This is a genomic window from Pseudoalteromonas sp. UBA6610 (genome assembly GCF_002433295.1).
GTDB classification, from domain to species: domain Bacteria; phylum Pseudomonadota; class Gammaproteobacteria; order Enterobacterales; family Alteromonadaceae; genus Pseudoalteromonas; species Pseudoalteromonas atlantica.
Map to the genome: position 1 here is coordinate 3,518 of NZ_DJHW01000125.1, position 17,740 is coordinate 21,257.

19 protein-coding genes are annotated in these 17,740 nt (G+C 41.2%); 8 read left to right on the plus strand and 11 right to left on the minus strand.

The features are described 5' to 3' along the window. Positions 1 to 134 precede the first annotated feature (134 nt). The 4 genes from B4F91_RS16390 to B4F91_RS16405 form a co-directional block, all read right to left on the minus strand. Complete coding sequence (locus B4F91_RS16390; protein WP_024032996.1) at positions 135 to 860, minus strand: YebC/PmpR family DNA-binding transcriptional regulator; 726 nt, start codon at positions 858 to 860, stop codon at positions 135 to 137. Between the two features lie 178 nt (positions 861 to 1,038). Then, positions 1,039 to 1,656: an HAD family hydrolase gene (locus B4F91_RS16395; protein ID WP_286938893.1), complete on the minus strand. Its 618-nt coding sequence runs from the start codon at positions 1,654 to 1,656 to the stop codon at positions 1,039 to 1,041. A gap of 257 nt (positions 1,657 to 1,913) precedes the next feature. After that, positions 1,914 to 2,405: a DUF6702 family protein gene (locus tag B4F91_RS16400; RefSeq protein ID WP_286938895.1), complete on the minus strand. Its 492-nt coding sequence runs from the start codon at positions 2,403 to 2,405 to the stop codon at positions 1,914 to 1,916. After that, the gene (locus tag B4F91_RS16405) at positions 2,405 to 4,840 is read right to left on the minus strand and encodes a M1 family metallopeptidase (RefSeq protein WP_286938897.1); all 2,436 of its coding nucleotides are present in this window, start codon (positions 4,838 to 4,840) and stop codon (positions 2,405 to 2,407) included. The genes B4F91_RS16400 and B4F91_RS16405 overlap by 1 nt, the downstream gene beginning before the upstream one ends. Before the next feature lie 382 nt (positions 4,841 to 5,222). Between B4F91_RS16405 and B4F91_RS16410 the strand changes: the two genes are divergently transcribed. The 5 genes from B4F91_RS16410 to B4F91_RS16430 all read left to right on the plus strand — a co-directional run bounded on the left by B4F91_RS16410 (position 5,223) and on the right by B4F91_RS16430 (position 11,472). Continuing rightward, positions 5,223 to 5,459: a hypothetical protein gene (locus tag B4F91_RS16410; protein ID WP_154945621.1), complete on the plus strand. Its 237-nt coding sequence runs from the start codon at positions 5,223 to 5,225 to the stop codon at positions 5,457 to 5,459. Between the two features lie 135 nt (positions 5,460 to 5,594). Beyond that, positions 5,595 to 5,831, plus strand: a complete 237-nt coding sequence (locus B4F91_RS16415) for a hypothetical protein (protein ID WP_286938899.1) — start codon at positions 5,595 to 5,597, stop codon at positions 5,829 to 5,831. Between the two features lie 77 nt (positions 5,832 to 5,908). Then, positions 5,909 to 7,156, plus strand: a complete 1,248-nt coding sequence (locus B4F91_RS16420) for an exonuclease SbcCD subunit D C-terminal domain-containing protein (RefSeq protein ID WP_286938901.1) — start codon at positions 5,909 to 5,911, stop codon at positions 7,154 to 7,156. After that, a complete protein-coding gene (locus tag B4F91_RS16425; RefSeq protein WP_286938903.1) occupies positions 7,153 to 10,803 on the plus strand; it encodes an AAA family ATPase in 3,651 nt (1,216 codons plus the stop codon). Before B4F91_RS16420 ends, B4F91_RS16425 begins: the two co-directional genes overlap by 4 nt. A gap of 12 nt (positions 10,804 to 10,815) precedes the next feature. Next, positions 10,816 to 11,472 carry a class I SAM-dependent methyltransferase gene (locus tag B4F91_RS16430; RefSeq protein WP_024033000.1) on the plus strand — a complete coding sequence of 219 codons (657 nt, stop codon included), beginning with the start codon at positions 10,816 to 10,818 and terminating at the stop codon, positions 11,470 to 11,472. 1 nt (position 11,473) lies between these two features. On the opposite strand, the gene B4F91_RS16435 is transcribed toward B4F91_RS16430, so the two are convergent. Beyond that, complete coding sequence (locus B4F91_RS16435; protein WP_157683944.1) at positions 11,474 to 11,644, minus strand: hypothetical protein; 171 nt, start codon at positions 11,642 to 11,644, stop codon at positions 11,474 to 11,476. 98 nt (positions 11,645 to 11,742) lie between these two features. Next, positions 11,743 to 12,348, minus strand: coding sequence for a short chain dehydrogenase (locus B4F91_RS16440; RefSeq protein WP_286938906.1), 606 nt, complete (start codon positions 12,346 to 12,348; stop codon positions 11,743 to 11,745). Between the two features lie 144 nt (positions 12,349 to 12,492). Between B4F91_RS16440 and B4F91_RS16445 the strand changes: the two genes are divergently transcribed. Both B4F91_RS16445 and B4F91_RS16450 read left to right on the plus strand, forming a co-directional pair. Beyond that, entirely contained in the window at positions 12,493 to 12,987 is a 495-nt protein-coding gene (locus B4F91_RS16445; RefSeq protein ID WP_286938908.1) for a LysR family transcriptional regulator, read from the plus strand. Further along, the gene (locus B4F91_RS16450; protein ID WP_286938910.1) at positions 12,944 to 13,375 is read left to right on the plus strand and encodes a LysR substrate-binding domain-containing protein; all 432 of its coding nucleotides are present in this window, start codon (positions 12,944 to 12,946) and stop codon (positions 13,373 to 13,375) included. Before B4F91_RS16445 ends, B4F91_RS16450 begins: the two co-directional genes overlap by 44 nt. Positions 13,376 to 13,500: 125 nt before the next feature. Here B4F91_RS16450 and B4F91_RS16455 read toward each other — a convergent pair whose 3' ends face one another. From B4F91_RS16455 to B4F91_RS16465, 3 genes are read right to left on the minus strand one after another with little or no spacing between them, the layout of a single operon-like run. Then, a complete protein-coding gene (locus tag B4F91_RS16455; RefSeq protein ID WP_286938914.1) occupies positions 13,501 to 13,893 on the minus strand; it encodes an ACT domain-containing protein in 393 nt (130 codons plus the stop codon). Between the two features lie 17 nt (positions 13,894 to 13,910). Further along, complete coding sequence (locus B4F91_RS16460) at positions 13,911 to 14,453, minus strand: DUF6942 family protein (RefSeq protein ID WP_286938916.1); 543 nt, start codon at positions 14,451 to 14,453, stop codon at positions 13,911 to 13,913. Between the two features lies 1 nt (position 14,454). Next, positions 14,455 to 14,910, minus strand: coding sequence for a YaiI/YqxD family protein (locus B4F91_RS16465; RefSeq protein ID WP_004588273.1), 456 nt, complete (start codon positions 14,908 to 14,910; stop codon positions 14,455 to 14,457). A gap of 120 nt (positions 14,911 to 15,030) precedes the next feature. Between B4F91_RS16465 and B4F91_RS16470 the strand changes: the two genes are divergently transcribed. Beyond that, positions 15,031 to 15,552 carry a lipocalin family protein gene (locus B4F91_RS16470; protein WP_138685447.1) on the plus strand — a complete coding sequence of 174 codons (522 nt, stop codon included), beginning with the start codon at positions 15,031 to 15,033 and terminating at the stop codon, positions 15,550 to 15,552. Between the two features lie 237 nt (positions 15,553 to 15,789). Here the strand turns inward: B4F91_RS16470 and B4F91_RS16475 are convergent, their stop codons facing one another. Next, the gene (locus B4F91_RS16475; RefSeq protein WP_248462103.1) at positions 15,790 to 16,131 is read right to left on the minus strand and encodes a DUF3325 domain-containing protein; all 342 of its coding nucleotides are present in this window, start codon (positions 16,129 to 16,131) and stop codon (positions 15,790 to 15,792) included. Continuing rightward, a complete protein-coding gene (locus tag B4F91_RS16480) occupies positions 16,128 to 17,723 on the minus strand; it encodes a PepSY-associated TM helix domain-containing protein (RefSeq protein WP_288636062.1) in 1,596 nt (531 codons plus the stop codon). Before B4F91_RS16480 ends, B4F91_RS16475 begins: the two co-directional genes overlap by 4 nt. Between the last annotated feature and the right edge of the window lie 17 nt (positions 17,724 to 17,740).

Genomic DNA, 17,740 nt, shown 5'->3' on the forward strand with positions numbered 1-17,740 from the left:
TTTATGGGGAATAACCACACTTCAGAGGCTCTGCCTTGCCTAAAAACCAAACATACTGCTGCAAATTCAAGCGCCAAAGGTCAACACGCCCTAGTACCGTTCTTTATTTAGTGCTCACTGTACCTAGCGCTAAATTAATTTTTAATTATTGCATTGTGATACACGTTTTGAACGTCATCACAGTCTTCAAGCATATTGATGAACTTGTCAAAATTAGCAATAACTTCTTCATCTTCAATTTCTACATGCACTTGCGGAACAAACGTAATTTCATCTACTTCAAAGTTAATCCCTTCAAAGTTTTCCTCAAGTGCTGTTTTCGCTTTATAGTACTCAGTATGAGGTGCAAATACCGACACTTTACCATTTTCAACTTCAACGTCGGTTACATCAACGTCGGCCATCATTAGTGCTTCAAGGACCACTTCGTCATCGTCACCGGCAAAACCAAGTACAGCAAGGTGATCAAACATATGTGCAACACAGCCCGGTGTACCAATTTTTGAATCTGTTTTGGTAAACGGTAAACGTACATCTTTAATTGTACGGTTTGGATTGTCGGTTAAGCAATCAACAATAACCATGCAGTTACCTGGGCCATAGCCTTCGTAACGTGCGGGAGAATAATCTTCCCCTGCCCCACCGGCTGCTTTTTCAATTGCTTTTTCTATTACGTGAGCAGGAACCTGGTCTTTTTTTGCTTTTTCTATTAGACGACGCAGTGATTGATTGACATCGGGGTCTGGTTCGCCATTTTTAGCGGCAACATAAATTTCTTTACCGTACTTTGAGTTAACTTTAGTTTTTGCGTTGGCTGTTTTAGCCATCGAGCTCTTACGGACTTCAAATGCTCTGCCCATCTTGTGCCTCTAATCAATACGTTAATTTTGCCATATTTTACCAACTCAAACCCTATTGGGCTAGGGTCTGTTGAACTTTACAAACTGAATTTGAAACAACCTAATTGCTAAATAAATAAGGCCGAGCCTATGCAAATAATACAGGAGTAATTACACAAAAATAAAAGCTAAGCGCTATTTAACATAACTCTACTTTTTGTGAGTAACTTTCGACTAAAGTAACTAACTCTGTAAATTCACGTAAAACGTAATCAGCTTGGTCGGCATAAATAGGCACCGCGTTTGGCGCGTACAAACAAGCGCGCATATTTGCATTATGTGCTGCTTGAATGTCGTATAAAAAATCCCCTACGTATAACAAGTTGCTGGCGTTTATATTCCAAAGCGTGGCAATTGCATTTAAGGCACTGGGATCGGGTTTGGCTGGGGCATCGCTACGGGTTAATACCGTTTCGATAGGTAGTGGGTTATTTTGTAGCTTTATGGCTGCCGCTTTATCAAAATTGCGGGTAACAATAGCCATAGGAATATTTTTAACTTTAAGGGCGTTAACGGCTTCGGTTACGCCTGGCAATATAGTGGCAAACTGAGCGTCTTGCAGCTCGTGCTGATGCACTATATTCATCGCCTCTTCACGCATGTAGGGCGATGGAAGGTGGGCAATATAATCAAGTAGGTCTTGCTCGCATGGGCAACCTATTTGTGCTTTTATAAGAGAGAAATCTAACTCAGACGATACTAACGTGCCATCTAAATCAAATATAACTCCTTGAATAGCCTCTACTTGAGCTTTCATATCATTCCTTGAATGGGGTAAAAATCAATACAACATGTGTACACATAATGACTCTACTTCATGAGAATAATTTAGCAAATGTTTATCAAACAAATTATTAGAAAAGTATTCACTTATCTATTACTTAGCCTTATAAACACCAATTAATTACTAAAATTCTACGAACAGCTAGTAATAACAGATCAAAAATGAACACAGCATAAACAAAAGGAGAATACGCGCACATAAACTGCAGTGCGCGTAGGTTGGGGAAGTACTTATTGCTCGAACTTAGCCTCGAGCCAGGTATCGTTTTGGGTAAAGTGAAGGGTTTTAATCTTGCCTTTACCTTCTACGTTTACCATATTTACTTGAGAAGGCCATAAGTCACGCAGTGCGCCGTTACTCATTTTTATGCCTTCAATCCCTTTTGGGATAGGAGCTTCTTGATACACCCAAAAAAACTTTCCATCAATTTGCGCACCTACTTGGCTAAGCGTTAATGGCTTACCCTTTAAGGTTTGCAGCGCAACATGCGACTCAACATACTCTACAAAACGTTGTTGGTCGGCCTTGTTGCTAATGATATCGGCTTTTCCATTAAATAAATGCGCTACAGCATGCTCAGTATCATGTAAATAAAAGCGATGCATAAGCTCAATATTGTTAGTACGTTTATTAAAAAGCACCGTAGTAACCGATGACTTTAGTTGATGCGCCATACTTGGCGAAGCAACTAAAAGGCAAACAATAATAAGCAAAAAGCGCATTATTGTTGCTCCTCACCATCTTTTTTCTCGTCTTTTTTAAGCTCAGTTTTAATGTCTTGCATAATATCTCGACTTACTTTCGCTTTACTCTTTTTCTTTTTATACACTTCAATACGTGAAGGAATAATACGACGAGGGTAGTTGTTGTTCTCAACATCTACATCAGCTGTTTCCCAGCGAGGGTCAACGCTTACCGATACCAATGGCTTATTTTTATCTGTAACAATAAGCTTTTGTACATTTTTGTGATTACGGCGCCAAATTTCAGCCGGAATGTAACGCTCTTCGGTTGTGCCATCTTCATAGGTTAGCTCTAATAAAATAGGCATTACCAAGCCACCTAGATTTGAAAACTCCATAACATAGTAGTTTTTATCTTCTTCAAGCGCGCGATCTAGCGTTTTACGCTCCCACGGCTCTAAGCCTTTTAAAAACTTGTTGTACGCGTTACGTTCTTTATTGGTAACAGTAAAGCGGTCGTTTTCGTCGTAAAAGTCGGTAATATCTGGATTTTTTTCAACCCAAGTTTGCTTACCTTCTTCACGGTTGCGCTTAACAAATAGTGATGTTGGTTTGTCTGCTTCTATATCGCGTAAGCGTTTAAAGTCAATATCAGGGTTTTTAGTATCTAAACGTAATTGATACACTTTATCTAACGAGATATCTACATGGTCGGTGCTGTAAAACCAGCCGCGCCAAAACCAATCTAAATCAACACCAGAGGTTTCCTCCATCGTACGGAAAAAATCTGCTGGAGTAGGGCGCTTGTATTTCCAGCGCTGTGCGTACTCTTTAAAAGCAAAGTCGAATAAGTCACGACCTAAAATAACTTCACGTAAAATATTAAGTGCCGCAGCTGGTTTAGTATAAGCATTAGGGCCTAAACGTAGTACGCTGTCTGACTGCGTCATAATAGGTACTTGGTTTTGCGATTTCATGTAGCTTACAATATCGCGCGGCTCAACACCCCACGGTATAGTTGGGTCCCATTCACGCCCTGCAACGCCATCTAAAAAGCTATTTAAACCTTCATCCATCCAGGTCCATTGGCGCTCATCAGAGTTTACAATCATAGGGAAGTAAATATGGCCAACTTCATGAATAACCACACCAATTAAAAAGCGTTTTTCAGCTTGAGAATAAGTGCGCGAGCCATCATCTTGCAGCTCTGTACGTGGGCCATTAAAAGTTATCATTGGGTATTCCATACCACCTACAGGGCCATTTACCGATTGCGCTACAGGGTATGGGTAGTCAAATGAATAGCGAGAGTACACTTCCATCGTATGTACTACAGATTCAGTTGAATACTTTTTCCATAAATCGCCACCCTCTTTAGGGTAAAACGACATAGCCATCACTAAAGGTTGTTCATCGCCACCTTGCTGATAGCCCTTTGCATCCCACATAAATTTACGCGACGACGCCCACGCAAAGTCACGCACATTTTCTGCTTTAAAGTGCCATGTTTTTGTTTTATCGGTACCTTGTTTTTCGTTTTCTAACGCTTCTTCTTCAGTAACAATAAATACAGGGCGCTTTGCTGTTTCAGCTTTTTCTAAGCGGTTACGCTGCGTGCGAGTAAGCACTTTGCTTGCGTTATCTAACTTACCTGTTGCCGATACAATATGATCAGCAGGTACAGTAATTTCTACATCGTAATCACCAAACTCAAGCGTAAACTCACCACGGCCTAAAAACGGCTTGTTTGTCCATGCTTCGTAATCGGTGTAAGCAGCTAAACGCGGAAACCACTGCGCAAGTAAAAATATATCGTTGCCATCTTCTTCAAAGTGCTCGTAACCAGAACGTGCACCTACGGCATCTTCTTCAACAATGTTAAAAGCAAAGTTCATACTAAACTCAGCTTCTTTGCCTGGTTTTAATGGCTCGTTTAAATCTATACGCATTAGCGTATCAACAACAGTTACGCGCAGTTCATCGCCATTGTCATCTTTTACATTGCTAATTGTATAGCCTAACTCGTTGTCGCTCATAAATTGTTGACGACGTAGCTCACCTAAACTTAATTTAGCCGGCTTTTGTGCAGGTAAACTATTTAGCGTGCTTTTAAACGTTTTTGTGGTTTCGGCAATTGAGTCGCTTTTAAAAATATTTTGATCTAACTGTAACCACAAATATTTAAGTGTATGCGGCGAGTTATTTTTATACTCAATGCTTTGGCTTGCTGTTAAGCGGCGCTTTTTTTCATCAAGCTTTACATCTATGTCGTAATTAACACGTTGCTGCCAGTATTTTTCGCCAGGCTCACCGGCGGCACTACGATAAACATTTGGGGTAGGAAGCGCTTCGTCTAACTGGCGAAACTTATCAACGAATGAGCCTTTAGTTTGCTCAACGGATGACGCTAACACAGCGCTCGACATTGCCAAAGGCAACACAAACGCGCTTAGCGTAAGAACTGTTTTTTTCATTATGAGTCCTAGTGGAATTTTGTGAGCGTACTTTGACAAAGTTACTATTTTTGTTCAATTAATTAGCGACCAACCGCCCATTAAACACGGTAATATTCACGTTGTTTTAACATGCTTTTTTAATCAGTAAATTAAGCCGCTTTTAAAACTGTAAAGGGGGTTTACACTTCACAGCTAGTTGATGTGTATTAATTAAGGTACGAACGCAGTATTTATAAGGGTTCAGGCCTAATTCATGCCATTAGCTTAGGATTAAATTAAGGTGCAAAAATATGTTGTTTTAATTGAGCTTAAATTTATAGCGTTAGCAGTGTTTACACGGTTCTAATGCGCTCAGGTTCAATACAAATTAAGCAGCATATTTAAACTAAAGGAGCCCGATATGAAATTTTACATTGTAAAAAAAGATCATCAGCTCGAAGCTATCCCTGCTGATAAAGACTTACTAGAGCGCTACGAATCAAACCAATATTCGTATGTTAATGTGGTGTCGGCATGCAATAAGCAAGATGCACTAAAACGTCTATCTACTGAACAAAAACACAGTAAAAAGTGGCTAATAATTGGCGCAAATATTGCCGTGTTCTCACTAATATTAACTATTTATACGATAAATTAAAAATAGTGAAATTTTAGGTTGATATTTAGTGCATTTTATATTTAAAATCGCCCACTTTTTTTATTTGAGCATAATAAAATCGTTACAATTATTCTCAAATATGTACTTATTACCAGTAAGCAATGTGGTGGGTGTATGGATTTTTATATCCTAAAAAAACAACAAGAGCTAATAGCCATTCCAGCAAATCAGCAAAGTTGTAAGCAGTATCTAGACTCAGGTTATTTTTATATTGATAAAGTAGCCGCCTGTAACGAAACGAATGCCATAAAAGCATTGCAAGCAAAGCAAACTAAAAGTTTAAAAATGCCGCTAGGTATGGCTTTGATAGCGCTTCCTGTCATTATTATTGCTATATATAGTTTTACCTAAACTAAAGCCCTCCCGAGGCTTGCATCTTTACTTGCCTTGGGTATATTGGCGCTCTTATGGTTTTTTAAGAGCGCGATATGAAAGTTCTCCACACCTCAGATTGGCACCTAGGCCAACAATTTTATGAACATGACCGCCGTGATGAGCACGCTGCATTTTTTACTTGGCTACTTAGCACCCTAGTAGAGCAACACATAGATATACTTTTAGTTGCAGGCGACATTTATCATACTGCCACACCCAGTGCCAGCGCCGAAAACCAACTCTACCAATTTATAAAAGATGCTAAAAAGCGTTGCCCGCAATTGCATGTTGTTATTATTGCCGGCAACCACGACTCAGCAAATCGTATATTAGCAGCGCAGCCCTTACTTGCTCAGTTTGACACCCATGTAGTGGGGCGCTTTGAAATAACCGACCCAGCCAATACCGTGATTGAAATAAATACGCAAAATAAACGCGCTGTAATCGTCGCTATGCCTTTTTTACGTACCAGCGACATAAGTTCACTTAGTCATACTAAAAACGGCCCTAGTTACGCACAAGGCGTTGAAAAAGCCTATCAGCTTGCCCTTGATCACGCTTATAGCATTAACGGGCAAAATTCGCCGTTAATTGTAATGGGGCACTTACATGCCAAAGGCGGTGATATTTCAAGTGACTCAGAACGTAATTTAGTGATTGGTGGGGAGGAGTCTATTTCGGCCAGTGTATTTGGTAACAAGGCAGACTACGTAGCATTGGGGCATTTACACAAAGCGCAGCAAGTCGCTAAAAAAGACGTTATTCGTTACAGCGGTACGCCCATTCCTATGTCGTTTTCAGAGCGTAAGTACACGCACCAAGTTAATATAGTAGAATTTAAAAGTGATGAAAAACAAACTATTAGCACATCTGTAAACCCCCTTTACATTCCACGCTCTGCTGAAGTGATTATTTTACCAAAAGGGGAGTGCGTGCCATTGAGCGAGTTATGCGAGCAAATTAAAGCGCTCGATACATCACAACATACTATTGCCCCTTATTTACGCGTAAAACTTAAATCAAGTGATACCGACACCACCTTTAGAGAACAAATAGAGCAGGCACTTGAGGGTAAACACGTAAAATTTTGCGGCATTGAGCGGGTACGAGAACAAACCACAACAAGCGATAACAGCGCCGTATTTGAAGATTTAAGCGAAATTGAAATGCTCAACCCATTAAACTTATTAGAACAAGCCTTTGCAAACGACAAAGATATGGCCGGCCAAGCTGTACCAGATGAGCTAAAAACACTGTTAAACGATGTAATAAGTGAGCTGACGGAGCAAGAGCAACTATGAAAATAACCGCAGTTCGTATTCACAACTTAGCCTCAATAGTCGATGCCGAAATCGACTTTACTCAAGCTCCACTGAAAGATGCGGGCTTGTTTGCTATAACCGGCGACACAGGCGCAGGTAAAAGCACCTTTTTAGATGCTATTTGTTTAGCGCTTTATACTAAAACAGCACGCTTAAAAGGCGATAAAGGCAACTTAATTGATTTTAACGGCGACAGCATAAAGCTAAACGATGCGCGTAACTTACTGCGCAGAGGCAAATGGGAAGGCTTTGCTGAAGTTGATTTTGTTGGCCAAGATAAACAATTATACCGCGCACGCTACGTTATTACCCGCACCCACAAAAAGGCAACAGGCAAGTTAAAAGTAGCTGAGCATACGTTACTAACCTTGCCCGATGAAACCCTAATAGCCGATAAAAGCCAAACCATAAAAAAAGTAGAGAACAAAATAGGGCTAAGCTTTGATCAGTTTTCGCGTGCGGTATTGTTAGCACAGCACGAGTTTGCAGCCTTTTTAAAAGCCACAGGCGATGAACGCGCACAACTTTTAGAGTGTTTAACCGGCACCGATAAATTTAGCTTAATAGGTAAACGTATTTTTGAGCGTAATAAAGCGCTAAAAGATCAATATGAATTACTTAATGCAAGCCTTGCAAGCTACACCTTGTTAAGCGATGACGAATTAAGTGCTAAACAAACCCAGCGCGATGAGTTACTTAAAAAAATTGAGCAAACTAAAAAAACGCATGCAGCAACAGAGCAAGACTTAAATTGGTATAAGCAAGCAGCAAGCTTATCGCAGGCACTAGAACACGCAGTAAAGCAGCAACAACACGCGCAACAACAGCTTGATGCCATAGCAAAGCAAAGTGAGCAAGCTAAACAAGCACAAAGCGCCCTTGAAATAAAAGACAACCGCAAACGTCATGAGTACTTAACGGCGCAAAACAAAGCACTTAGTACGCAAATAAGCGATTTAAAAGCGATTGACCATGCTGCGCTTATAAAAGAGCAGGCCGCAACACTTACAACAAAGCAAAGCGAGTTAAAAACAGCGCAAGTGCAAAAGCAAACGGCAGAACCAATTATTGCAAAAGCCCGCGAGCTCGACAGCCAACTTGCTATACACGCACAAACCATTACAAACCTGACTCAGCAAAGCGAAAAAGAGCAGCAGCAACTTAGCGAATTACAAACGCAGTACACGCAAAGCCAACATGCACTTGATGAGGCAAACAAACTCAGCACTGGGCATCAAACGTGGCTAAACGAGCACACGCAGCTTAAACCATTGGCTAATGATTGGAATTATTACCAACATAGCTTTAATACGTATTTAAGTGCCAATGAGCAAATAAAGGCAACCGCTTCGCAAAACCAACAGCTGTTAGAAGAGCAAACTAAACAAGCGGCGCTGTTAGCAGAGCAAACTAAAAAAGTAGAGCTGCAAGAGCAACAACTTGCGCATCAACAAAAAGATCTTAACCAGCTAAGTGAGCAACAACGCCAATTTAATATTGAACAATGCGATAGCAAACTTAAAAATATTGAATATTTAAAAGATCAGCGCTTGCGCTACCAGCAGTTTAATCAAGAAATAAAACACAGCACACAACAACAAGCGGCGGTTGCGGCCAAGCTTGTACACAGTGAGCAAACGCAAACAACATTGCAACAAAGCTTAGCCTCGTGCGAGCAAGCACTTAAACACAGTGAATACGCATTAAACCAAGCTCGCCTGCGTGCCAGCGAAAACGTAGAGCATTTACGCACGCAGCTTACCCCTAACGAGCCATGTGTAGTGTGCGGGGCAAAAGAGCACCCGTATGCAAGCAGCCAAAACCCGCAATTAAATAACCTAATAGCCGATTTTGAAACAAGTTATAACCAAGCTAAGCAGCAACACGATAGCGCCCAAGCTAAGCTGCACCAGCACCAAACTCAACATGCTGTACTTGTCACTGAGCACGCCCAATACAGCCAAGCCATACAGAACGCACAGGCAAAGCAGCTAGAAATTAAAACAACAATGCAAGGGGCACGTACAGAGCTTAACGACTTAACAGCACAGCAGCTTGATGAAACATACGCGCAGCTCAGCAGTCAAAAGTCGCACTATTTTGAATCGCAAAAACAGCAAACAGCCCTGCAAGAAAAAGTAAATCAGCTAATAAATAACTTAAAAGCCGAGCAACATACACAGCAGCAATTGCATAATCAGCATGTTGAATTAACTAATAGGCTTGGCCAAATAAACACTAAACATGCAGAGCTAAATACGCAAGTTAACGAGCTTACCAGCACTCTTAATGCACAGTTTGAGCACAGTGACTTTTGGCAGCAATTGCAAAACAACACGCTTAATATGAGCGATTTAAGCCAGCAGGTTGAGCAGTACCAACAAACACAAGTTCAGCTTGAACAAAGTCAAAAACAAATAGACAGCGCTAATCAGCAATTACAGCAACTCACACCGTTAATTGCTAAAAGTGAGCAAGCGCTTAAAGTTTTAAAAGACGATTTAGCCAAAGCGCAACAACTGCAAAGCACCACACGCACAGAGCGCCTTGCTTTATTTAACAACGAGCCACTAAGTGCCGATGATTACCAAGCAAAACTTAATGCGCAGCTTGAGCAATGCCAAAAGGCGTTACATACAAGCCAACAAGCCCACGACAGCGCAATTAAAAAACGCGATGAGCACGCTATAACACTCAAAAACATTGAGCAGCGCTTGGCAGAGCAAATTCAAGAGCAAAGCACACTTGAAGAGCGCTACAATGCCTGGTTTAGCGACTTTAAAGCGCAATATAGCGAGGCAAATCACGAACAGATCGCAATTTTACTAACTCTGACTAGTGAGCAAATAAAAGAGCAATTAATGCAGTTTGAGCAGCGTTTAGCAGCACTTACAGACGCAAATGCAGCGCTTAAGCAACAGCAAAAGGCGCAAACAGATCACCAAAATACTAACAAGCCCGAAAAAAGCGAAAGCCAATTAGCAGAGCAAGAAACGACCTTAGCCAATAAACAAACTGAGCTACAAAATAGTTTGCTTGGCACTAATACCGCGCTTGAGCAACACAATCAAAACGCCAAAGCACTTAAAGGCAAACACGCTGAACTTGCTACCCTTAAAAAGCAGGTAGAGCAGTGGCACGTGCTTAATAAAGTATTAGGGGATGCAACCGGTAAAACCATGCGTAATTTAGCGCAAACACAAACCCTTAAAATATTGCTGCATTATGCTAACAGCCATTTAAAAACCCTCAATAAACGCTACGAGCTCACTGCCATTGCGCAATCGCTCGATATAGCCATTATTGACCGCGATATGGCCGACGAACAACGCTCGGTTAATACGCTCTCTGGTGGTGAATCATTTTTAGTATCACTAGCACTGGCATTAGGGCTTGCATCGCTTTCTTCAAACAAAGTGCAAATCAACTCTTTGTTTATTGACGAAGGGTTTGGTACGTTAGATAGCGAAACACTCAGCGTTGCTATGGACGCACTCGACTCATTACAAGCACAAGGCCGTAAAGTAGGGGTTATATCGCATGTGAGTGAAATGAGTGAACGCGTAGCCACGCAAGTACATGTAAGTAAAAAAAGTGGTGGATACTCCACTGTTGAAGTCTTATAAAGGAGTTAAAAAATGCCAACATTCACAGGCGAGCAAGCAACGCATTACAACGACCGCATTACCCGTTTAGTCCCTGGTTATGAGCTATTGCACCAACTTACTAATGCTCAACTTAAAGCAACCCTTAAAGATAACGCACATATTTTAGTCGTGGGCGCAGGCACAGGCAAAGAAATACTCGCTCTTGCCGCGCTTAACCCTACTTGGCAATTTACCGCGCAAGATACCTCAAGTGATATGCTCGCAATTGCTAAACAAGCGTTTGAAGAGCACGGCATAGCAAAGCGCGTTAATGTTATTGAAGGCGAGCTTGATAAGCTATCTACTAAGGCCGATGCGGCGCTATGCCTACTCGTAATGCACTTTTTAAAAGACGACGGCAGCAAAAAGCAGCTACTAAAAAACATTAAAGCTAATTTAAATAAAGGCGCAAACTTATTTATTAGCGATTTAATGAAACCCGAAACCGACTTTGAGCGCGAAGCACAAATTACTGTGTGTGCCGATTTAGGCTTAAGTGATGCAGGGCAAGCCTACACAGCTCAAAACTTAGACAGTGAATTTTACCCACTTGATAGAATGCGCTTTAGCGAGTTACTTAACGAGTGCAAATACGGTATTCCTAAGCTTTATTTTAAAGCGCTTGGTTTTAGCGGATACGTTGTTTAACTTATCTTGAAGGATGCGGCCTGCACCATTTAACCGTATGTTTATGGCGCGGTATGGTTTTACATTCTTTATTAGAATCGGCACCTGGCTCGCTAACATATTGCGAGCTTGGTGCTACACTGGCACAGCCTGCGGCCAATAATATTGCAAATACGGGTATTAATTTTTTCATTTCATCACCTATTAAAATCTGTATTTAAGCGCTTTGCAGTTACTGTTAATGCAAAGCGCTTATTACTTTGCCAATTGCATCACCAATTTGGCGGGTAGTTATGCATCTACAAAAATAACTTCGCCAGTAATAAAGCCATCAACCGAACGCTCAAACGCTTTACCAACAAGCTTGCCTGGCACGGGTTGAAAACCTGGCATCATTTCGCCATATACATCCCACGCTTCTTCAAGCACAGTAGGGTTAACCACATTAATACGCGTGCCACGTGGCATTTCTAGTGATACACATTTTGCAAACGTATCTATTGCGCCGCTTGTTGTTGCATCGGCAATCGCAAAAGGAATCGGTTTAACGTTTAAAATACCGCTAATGAGCGTAAATGAGCCCTCATCTGCAATGTACTTTTGACCAATACGTACAAGGTTAATTTGCCCCATCATTTTGCTCATAATGGTCGTCATCCACTGCTCTTCGCTCATATCAGCAAAGGTTTCGTATTCGCATAAACCCACTGTATTAACTACCGCATCAAAGTGGCCTACTTTTTCGTACAAAGCAGTAATTGACGCTTCACTCGTAATATCAACAATATGATCTACATCGCCCGAGCGACCCGCTGTAATTACTTTATGCTTAGATAAACCGGTCAATGCCGCTTGACCCATTTTGCCCAGTGCACCGATTAAAATTACTGTTTTCATTGTTTGCTCCAATCATTCAATTTAGTGTGTAGGGGCATAATAAGGGTGTAGCTCGACAATTAGAAACAACCACTTCATGTAAGTGATACAAAAATAAATGGTAATGTGATACGTTAATAATGCTAAAACAACAAAGGCATTGGCATGAGTAAGTTAGACAGGCTAGATATAAAGCAGCTGCGTATTTTCCAGGCGCTCATTCGCGAAAAAAACGCATCAAAAGCGGCGAGTAAATTAGGCTTAACCCAACAAGCTGTGAGTGAGCAACTCAAAAAGCTGCGTGATGTATTTAACGACCAGCTGTTTTTAAGAAAAACCACCGGCTTTGTGCCAACGCCTTATGCAGAAGAGTTATCGGTAGATATAGACAAGCTGCTAAACGATTTTCAGGCATTATTAGCGCCTAAAATATTTGACCCAAAAACAGTTGATGGTGCGTTTGTAATAGCCGCTACCGACTACGCACAGCAAGTTGTTTTGCCAGCGCTTGTAAAAGAGTTAAGAGAGCAAGCGCCTAATTTAAAATTAATAATAAGAGACTTTGAACTCGACAGCCTGCACGATTTAATGGAAAACGGTAAAGTTGATTTAGCCATTGCCTTCCCCCGACTACATCCCAAGTACTTACCCCATTATTAAGTTATTTGAAGAACAACATATTTGCGTTACTTCAGCTAACTCATCAATAGCAGGCACAAAACCAACCCTTGCACAAATAGCCAGTTACCCAAGCATTATAGCCTCGCCTTCGCGCCCAAATTTTAAAGGCTCTATTGACGATTGGTTTAAAAGCTTTGATTTAACGCGCAATGTTGTTGTATCGGCACCGTGTTTTTCAATTGTACCTATGTACCTAGAAACCACCGACTCCATCGCGTTTTTACCCTCACGCGCGGTAAGCTCCGAACTGGTAAAAATAGAGCTACAGCAGCTGCCAGCTCCGTTTGATGTAATTGCCGCGTGGCATCCACGCTACAATAAAAACCCACTGCATAAATGGGTAGTGTCAAAGTTAGTGGTTGAGTAATTTGGATATATTAATTCTGATCAAACGCTTAAGACAAGCTCATCCTAAAACGTAGGTCGGTTAAGCGAAGCGCCACCCGATGCGCTAATATCCACATCACCTAACATGTTGCTGTGCCCGCAAACTCAAGAAATCTCACCAAGTGCTTTCATCGCGGCCTGCGCTTTATCGGTTTGTACAAAAATATGATCGTGATAAAACGCAGCTACTACGTTAGCGCTTATATTATGCTCGGTTAATTTGGCCGATACCGCAGCGGTTAACCCAACAGCCTCAAGGCTTGAATGCACATTAAGGGTAATTAAATTATATTTAGCTTCATAAGTAATACCGGCTTTATTGGCGGTATCTGCATTTAAAATAAGGGTTAGGCCTTCTTCTTCAACGTAACTGGCAAGCGGGTTTAAATGAACGTAGTCAGCAAGGTTGCCTGCTAAACAACAAAATATAAATTCACCTTGTTTAAGCTCGGGGTTCATTGATTTTAATAACGTATTTAGCTCTAAAATTCCCGCCATGTTGAGTCCTTACATTTTTAATTAGATGTTTTAAGCTTGGCAACTAGCTCGCTTAATCGGGCTATTTTAATATTACTTAACTGCCGGTAATCAAAGTACGGGCACACAATAATGTTATTCGTTGTATCAATTGCAAACTCATCGTCTAACCAATTAAATTGCGCATTAAGCTTACCTTGCTGTAATAAGTTTTTAGCATGAGTTCGCCCAGCAATAATATGCAGTTGGTTTTTATTTGTGCCGTTAATGATGGGCGCACTAAATAACAGCGCTGTTTTACTGTTTTTTTGCAGTAAAAGTGTATCGCGATATGCTTGCCAGCTAGCGGCTTGTTTAGCAAAGCTGTAATGCTCACTCGGTAGCGCAAACAACACTTTAGCGTATACGTTAAACACTTTACGCCAGCCATTACCACAGTGCTGGTTTATGGTATTTATTTGCTCGTTTATTACAGGCTCAACACTTTGTAGAGTTGCAAAGTAGGGCATAGGCGGCGCTTTTGCCACATAAACGGCTACGCTAAAGGCTTGCTCACCTAAGCCAATTAGTTGCTCACTCACACTAGCTCGCCTTTTTTTGCGCTAAAATACGGTCGAGGTTATTGGCAAAGTTTTGGCGGTCGGTTTGGCTAAGCGGTGGTGGCCCGCCACTCATTTCTACGCCGCTTGAGCGCATGGTATCCATAAAGTCGCGCACGTTTAATAACGAGCGAATATTCTCTGGCGTGTAAAGCTCACCACGCGGGTTAAGTGCTTGGCCACCGTTATCTATAACTTCACTGGCTAGCGGTATGTCGCCAGTAATAACTAAATCGCCTTTTTCTACGCGTTTTACTATTTCGTCATCGGCCACATCAAACCCGCTCGAAACCTGTACGCGGCTTATAAATTTTGAAGGCGGAATGCGCATTGCATGGTTAGCTACTAAAATGGTTGGTGTTTGCGTGCGCTCAGCGGCTCTAAAAAGTATTTCTTTTATTACCACAGGGCATGCGTCGGCATCTACCCATATTTTCATGCTTAAATCTTTTAATTGCTCTAGTATTTAGCTGATCCTATAGCAATTTATTTTAATCGGCTAGCAAACTTTATTGGCTTAGAGCCGTACAAACAACATCACTTTTAAAAAGGAGCTTTCATGAAGGCCATTACGACTATTTTACTCATTACAGGGTTATTTTTACTCACCGCCTGCACAAGCGCACCTGAGGGCATTACTCCGGTTAAAAACTTTGACCTTGAGCAATACAAAGGTAAGTGGTACGAAATTGCCCGCCTTGATCACTCATTCGAAGAGGGTATGGAGCAAGTAACCGCGACTTACACCGTAAATGACGATGGTACTGTAAAAGTGCTCAACAAAGGTTTTATAACTAAAGAGCAAAAGTGGGATGAAGCACAGGGTTTAGCTAAATTTGTAGAAGGGACTGACACAGGCCATTTTAAAGTCTCGTTTTTTGGCCCATTTTATGGTGCTTACGTTATTTTTGAACTAGACCAAGACGACTACCAATATGCGTTTATTACAAGTTATAACCGCGACTTTTTATGGTTTTTATCGCGTACACCTACCGTTAGTGACAAACTTAAACAACATTTTATAGCTAAAGCAAACAAACTAGGCTTTGCTACAGAGCAAGTTATTTGGGTTAAACAGTAGGTTATTTAGCTATGTAAAGGGGCTTTACAGTTGTTGAGCAAATGATTGTTACAGCTGTAATAAAACGATCATCTCACTGTAAGGTAAGTTAAATATGTTAGGGCTATATTAGCTGCACTTGCAACGAGACATGTAAGTGTTGGACATACTGAATATCCCCCTATTGTTGGCAAGCTTTATAGCTTGCCATTTTTTTGTCTAAAATTAATGGCTTTCTTTGGATCAGGTTTTTACTAACTAAAGTGAATTTACTGCCAGTAATAGCCCTGATAAGCCAATCAGTAACATATTTAAAAAGCTAAATGGCTTAATCAACTTTTCTATAAAATTATAAAAAATCGTTATAATTAATACACTTAGCCCCATAAAGCCACAAAACAGTAAAGCACCGTATCCCTGCTGCGTAACAACACAGAGCAATAAACTTAGTAAAATACTGATCCAGGCAACTATTAGTAGCAAGTTACTTTGCAGCTTAGAGGGACGCGTTGTAAACACCGTTTTAAAATGCGCTGGTTTTGCCAAAGCGAAACCATTAAAAGCAAACAAACAGAGGCTAAAGCTAAGTAAATCAATCATGCTTTTTGCCTCTTTTTATTATCGGCTAGCTTATTAGCTGTTTTTTTAGATGCGCTAGAAGCAGTACGTAATTTTTCGGTTTGTACTAAAAACAGTATGCTAAAAAGTAAAAATACCGCATCGAAAATAAACAAGGCCCATTGTTTATTAAGTAAGTAGCTCACTATATTGCCCTGTGTGGTGAGCGCATTTATTGCCGGTACACTCAAACAGGCGAGGGCATTTATGGCTGCCATTACACGCCATTGCAGCCTATCGCGCTTTAAAAGTGCCATAACGGCAACCACTAACCACGCTAAAAAGAACGCTGTAACTTCTTTTTCACCACGCCCTGCTACGGTCGGGCTAAGTAATCTATTGGCAATAAAAAAGGCGCAGGTAGCCAGTGGTAAACCCATGATGGTGGCAAGGTTTAAAGCTTCAACTAACTGTAAGCCAAATGAGGCTTTACCCTTATTACGCTCGCGTATGCGTTTAGCCCACATTATGCAGCCAGAGCCAATCATTACGCAGCCTGCAATACCGCCAAGTACGTATAACCAGCGCAGTAAAGGCGTAGCAAAGCGCCCTGTATGCATAGAGTTAAGTGATTCATAAAGTGCTTTACTGCTGCTAAGTTCGTCATCAGTTTGTGCAACTAATTCGCCGGTAGCACCACTAAACAAAAGCCGCGGAGATTGATCGCGAAGCGCCTTTGCAGGGCTTACCAATACCGTTACTGTTGAAGCGGCCATATTCGGTTTACTAACCTGAACACGTGTAATATCTGCACTAGGCCACTTAGTATAAACTTGATCCAAAATAGTGTTTATAGGGAGCAATTCTGCACTGCCTTGGGCGTTATTAGTCACGTTATTGCTAGGTGTTACATCGTTAAAAAAGCCACGCATACCCTTGTCGTAAGTCGTTAACGCAGGGTAGGGGAACAACATAAATATAAGCGTAATGATGCCTGTGTAGGTAATCATTAAATGAAACGGTAGGGCAAGTACCGAGCTTAAATTATGTGCATCTAACCAGCTACGAGTCCCTTTATTGCGCCTAAAAGTAAACATATCTTTAAATATGCGCTTATGAATAACCACGCCGGAAATTATTGCCAGCAGCATAAAAAAGCTGGCAAAACACACTACCCAGCGCCCTGTTATGGCATCTAAATAATAAAGCTGATAATGCAACCGGTAAAAAAAGTTACCACCTTTACTTTCAACAAAAGGAGGCAGCGCTTGCATGGTGTTTGGGTTTAATTGGGTATTTACAAACTGGCTGCGGCGCTGCCCCGGCTCTTTAGGTTTTGCATAGCCATATACCAAATACGGTATTCGCTCTTCGGGCAAGGTAATACGCCAACTAGGGGAATTTGCAGCGTGCTGATTCAAATAATCAAAGCCCTTTATAATTTGCTGCCTTTGCGCGGCCACTCTGTCGGTTTGGGCTTGCACATTGTGTATAGCCGGCTGATTCCACAGATTTATTTCGTCTCTAAAAAAGCTCGCTGTGCCTGCAAAAAATATTACGTAAATAATCCAACAGGTAAGTAAGCCCACCCAGGTATGTAGCCAGGTCATCGACCTAAAAAAACTGTCTTTCATAGCCAACCCTTCAGTAA

Excerpts from the sequence above, each read along its gene's own strand:
- B4F91_RS16445 (WP_286938908.1), top strand. The coding sequence starts at position 12,493 with ATGAGTAAGTTAGACAGGCTAGATATAAAGCAGCTGCGTATTTTCCAG.
- B4F91_RS16395 (WP_286938893.1), bottom strand. The coding sequence starts at position 1,656 with ATGAAAGCTCAAGTAGAGGCTATTCAAGGAGTTATATTTGATTTAGAT.
- B4F91_RS16415 (WP_286938899.1), top strand. The coding sequence starts at position 5,595 with ATGGATTTTTATATCCTAAAAAAACAACAAGAGCTAATAGCCATTCCA.
- B4F91_RS16420 (WP_286938901.1), top strand. The coding sequence starts at position 5,909 with ATGAAAGTTCTCCACACCTCAGATTGGCACCTAGGCCAACAATTTTAT.
- B4F91_RS16470 (WP_138685447.1), top strand. The coding sequence starts at position 15,031 with ATGAAGGCCATTACGACTATTTTACTCATTACAGGGTTATTTTTACTC.
- B4F91_RS16435 (WP_157683944.1), bottom strand. The coding sequence starts at position 11,644 with ATGAAAAAATTAATACCCGTATTTGCAATATTATTGGCCGCAGGCTGT.
- B4F91_RS16425 (WP_286938903.1), top strand. The coding sequence starts at position 7,153 with ATGAAAATAACCGCAGTTCGTATTCACAACTTAGCCTCAATAGTCGAT.
- B4F91_RS16465 (WP_004588273.1), bottom strand. The coding sequence starts at position 14,910 with ATGAAAATATGGGTAGATGCCGACGCATGCCCTGTGGTAATAAAAGAA.
- B4F91_RS16455 (WP_286938914.1), bottom strand. The coding sequence starts at position 13,893 with ATGGCGGGAATTTTAGAGCTAAATACGTTATTAAAATCAATGAACCCC.
- B4F91_RS16480 (WP_288636062.1), bottom strand. The coding sequence starts at position 17,723 with ATGAAAGACAGTTTTTTTAGGTCGATGACCTGGCTACATACCTGGGTG.
- B4F91_RS16400 (WP_286938895.1), bottom strand. The coding sequence starts at position 2,405 with ATGCGCTTTTTGCTTATTATTGTTTGCCTTTTAGTTGCTTCGCCAAGT.
- B4F91_RS16405 (WP_286938897.1), bottom strand. The coding sequence starts at position 4,840 with ATGAAAAAAACAGTTCTTACGCTAAGCGCGTTTGTGTTGCCTTTGGCA.
- B4F91_RS16440 (WP_286938906.1), bottom strand. The coding sequence starts at position 12,348 with ATGAAAACAGTAATTTTAATCGGTGCACTGGGCAAAATGGGTCAAGCG.
- B4F91_RS16410 (WP_154945621.1), top strand. The coding sequence starts at position 5,223 with ATGAAATTTTACATTGTAAAAAAAGATCATCAGCTCGAAGCTATCCCT.
- B4F91_RS16430 (WP_024033000.1), top strand. The coding sequence starts at position 10,816 with ATGCCAACATTCACAGGCGAGCAAGCAACGCATTACAACGACCGCATT.
- B4F91_RS16475 (WP_248462103.1), bottom strand. The coding sequence starts at position 16,131 with ATGATTGATTTACTTAGCTTTAGCCTCTGTTTGTTTGCTTTTAATGGT.
- B4F91_RS16390 (WP_024032996.1), bottom strand. The coding sequence starts at position 860 with ATGGGCAGAGCATTTGAAGTCCGTAAGAGCTCGATGGCTAAAACAGCC.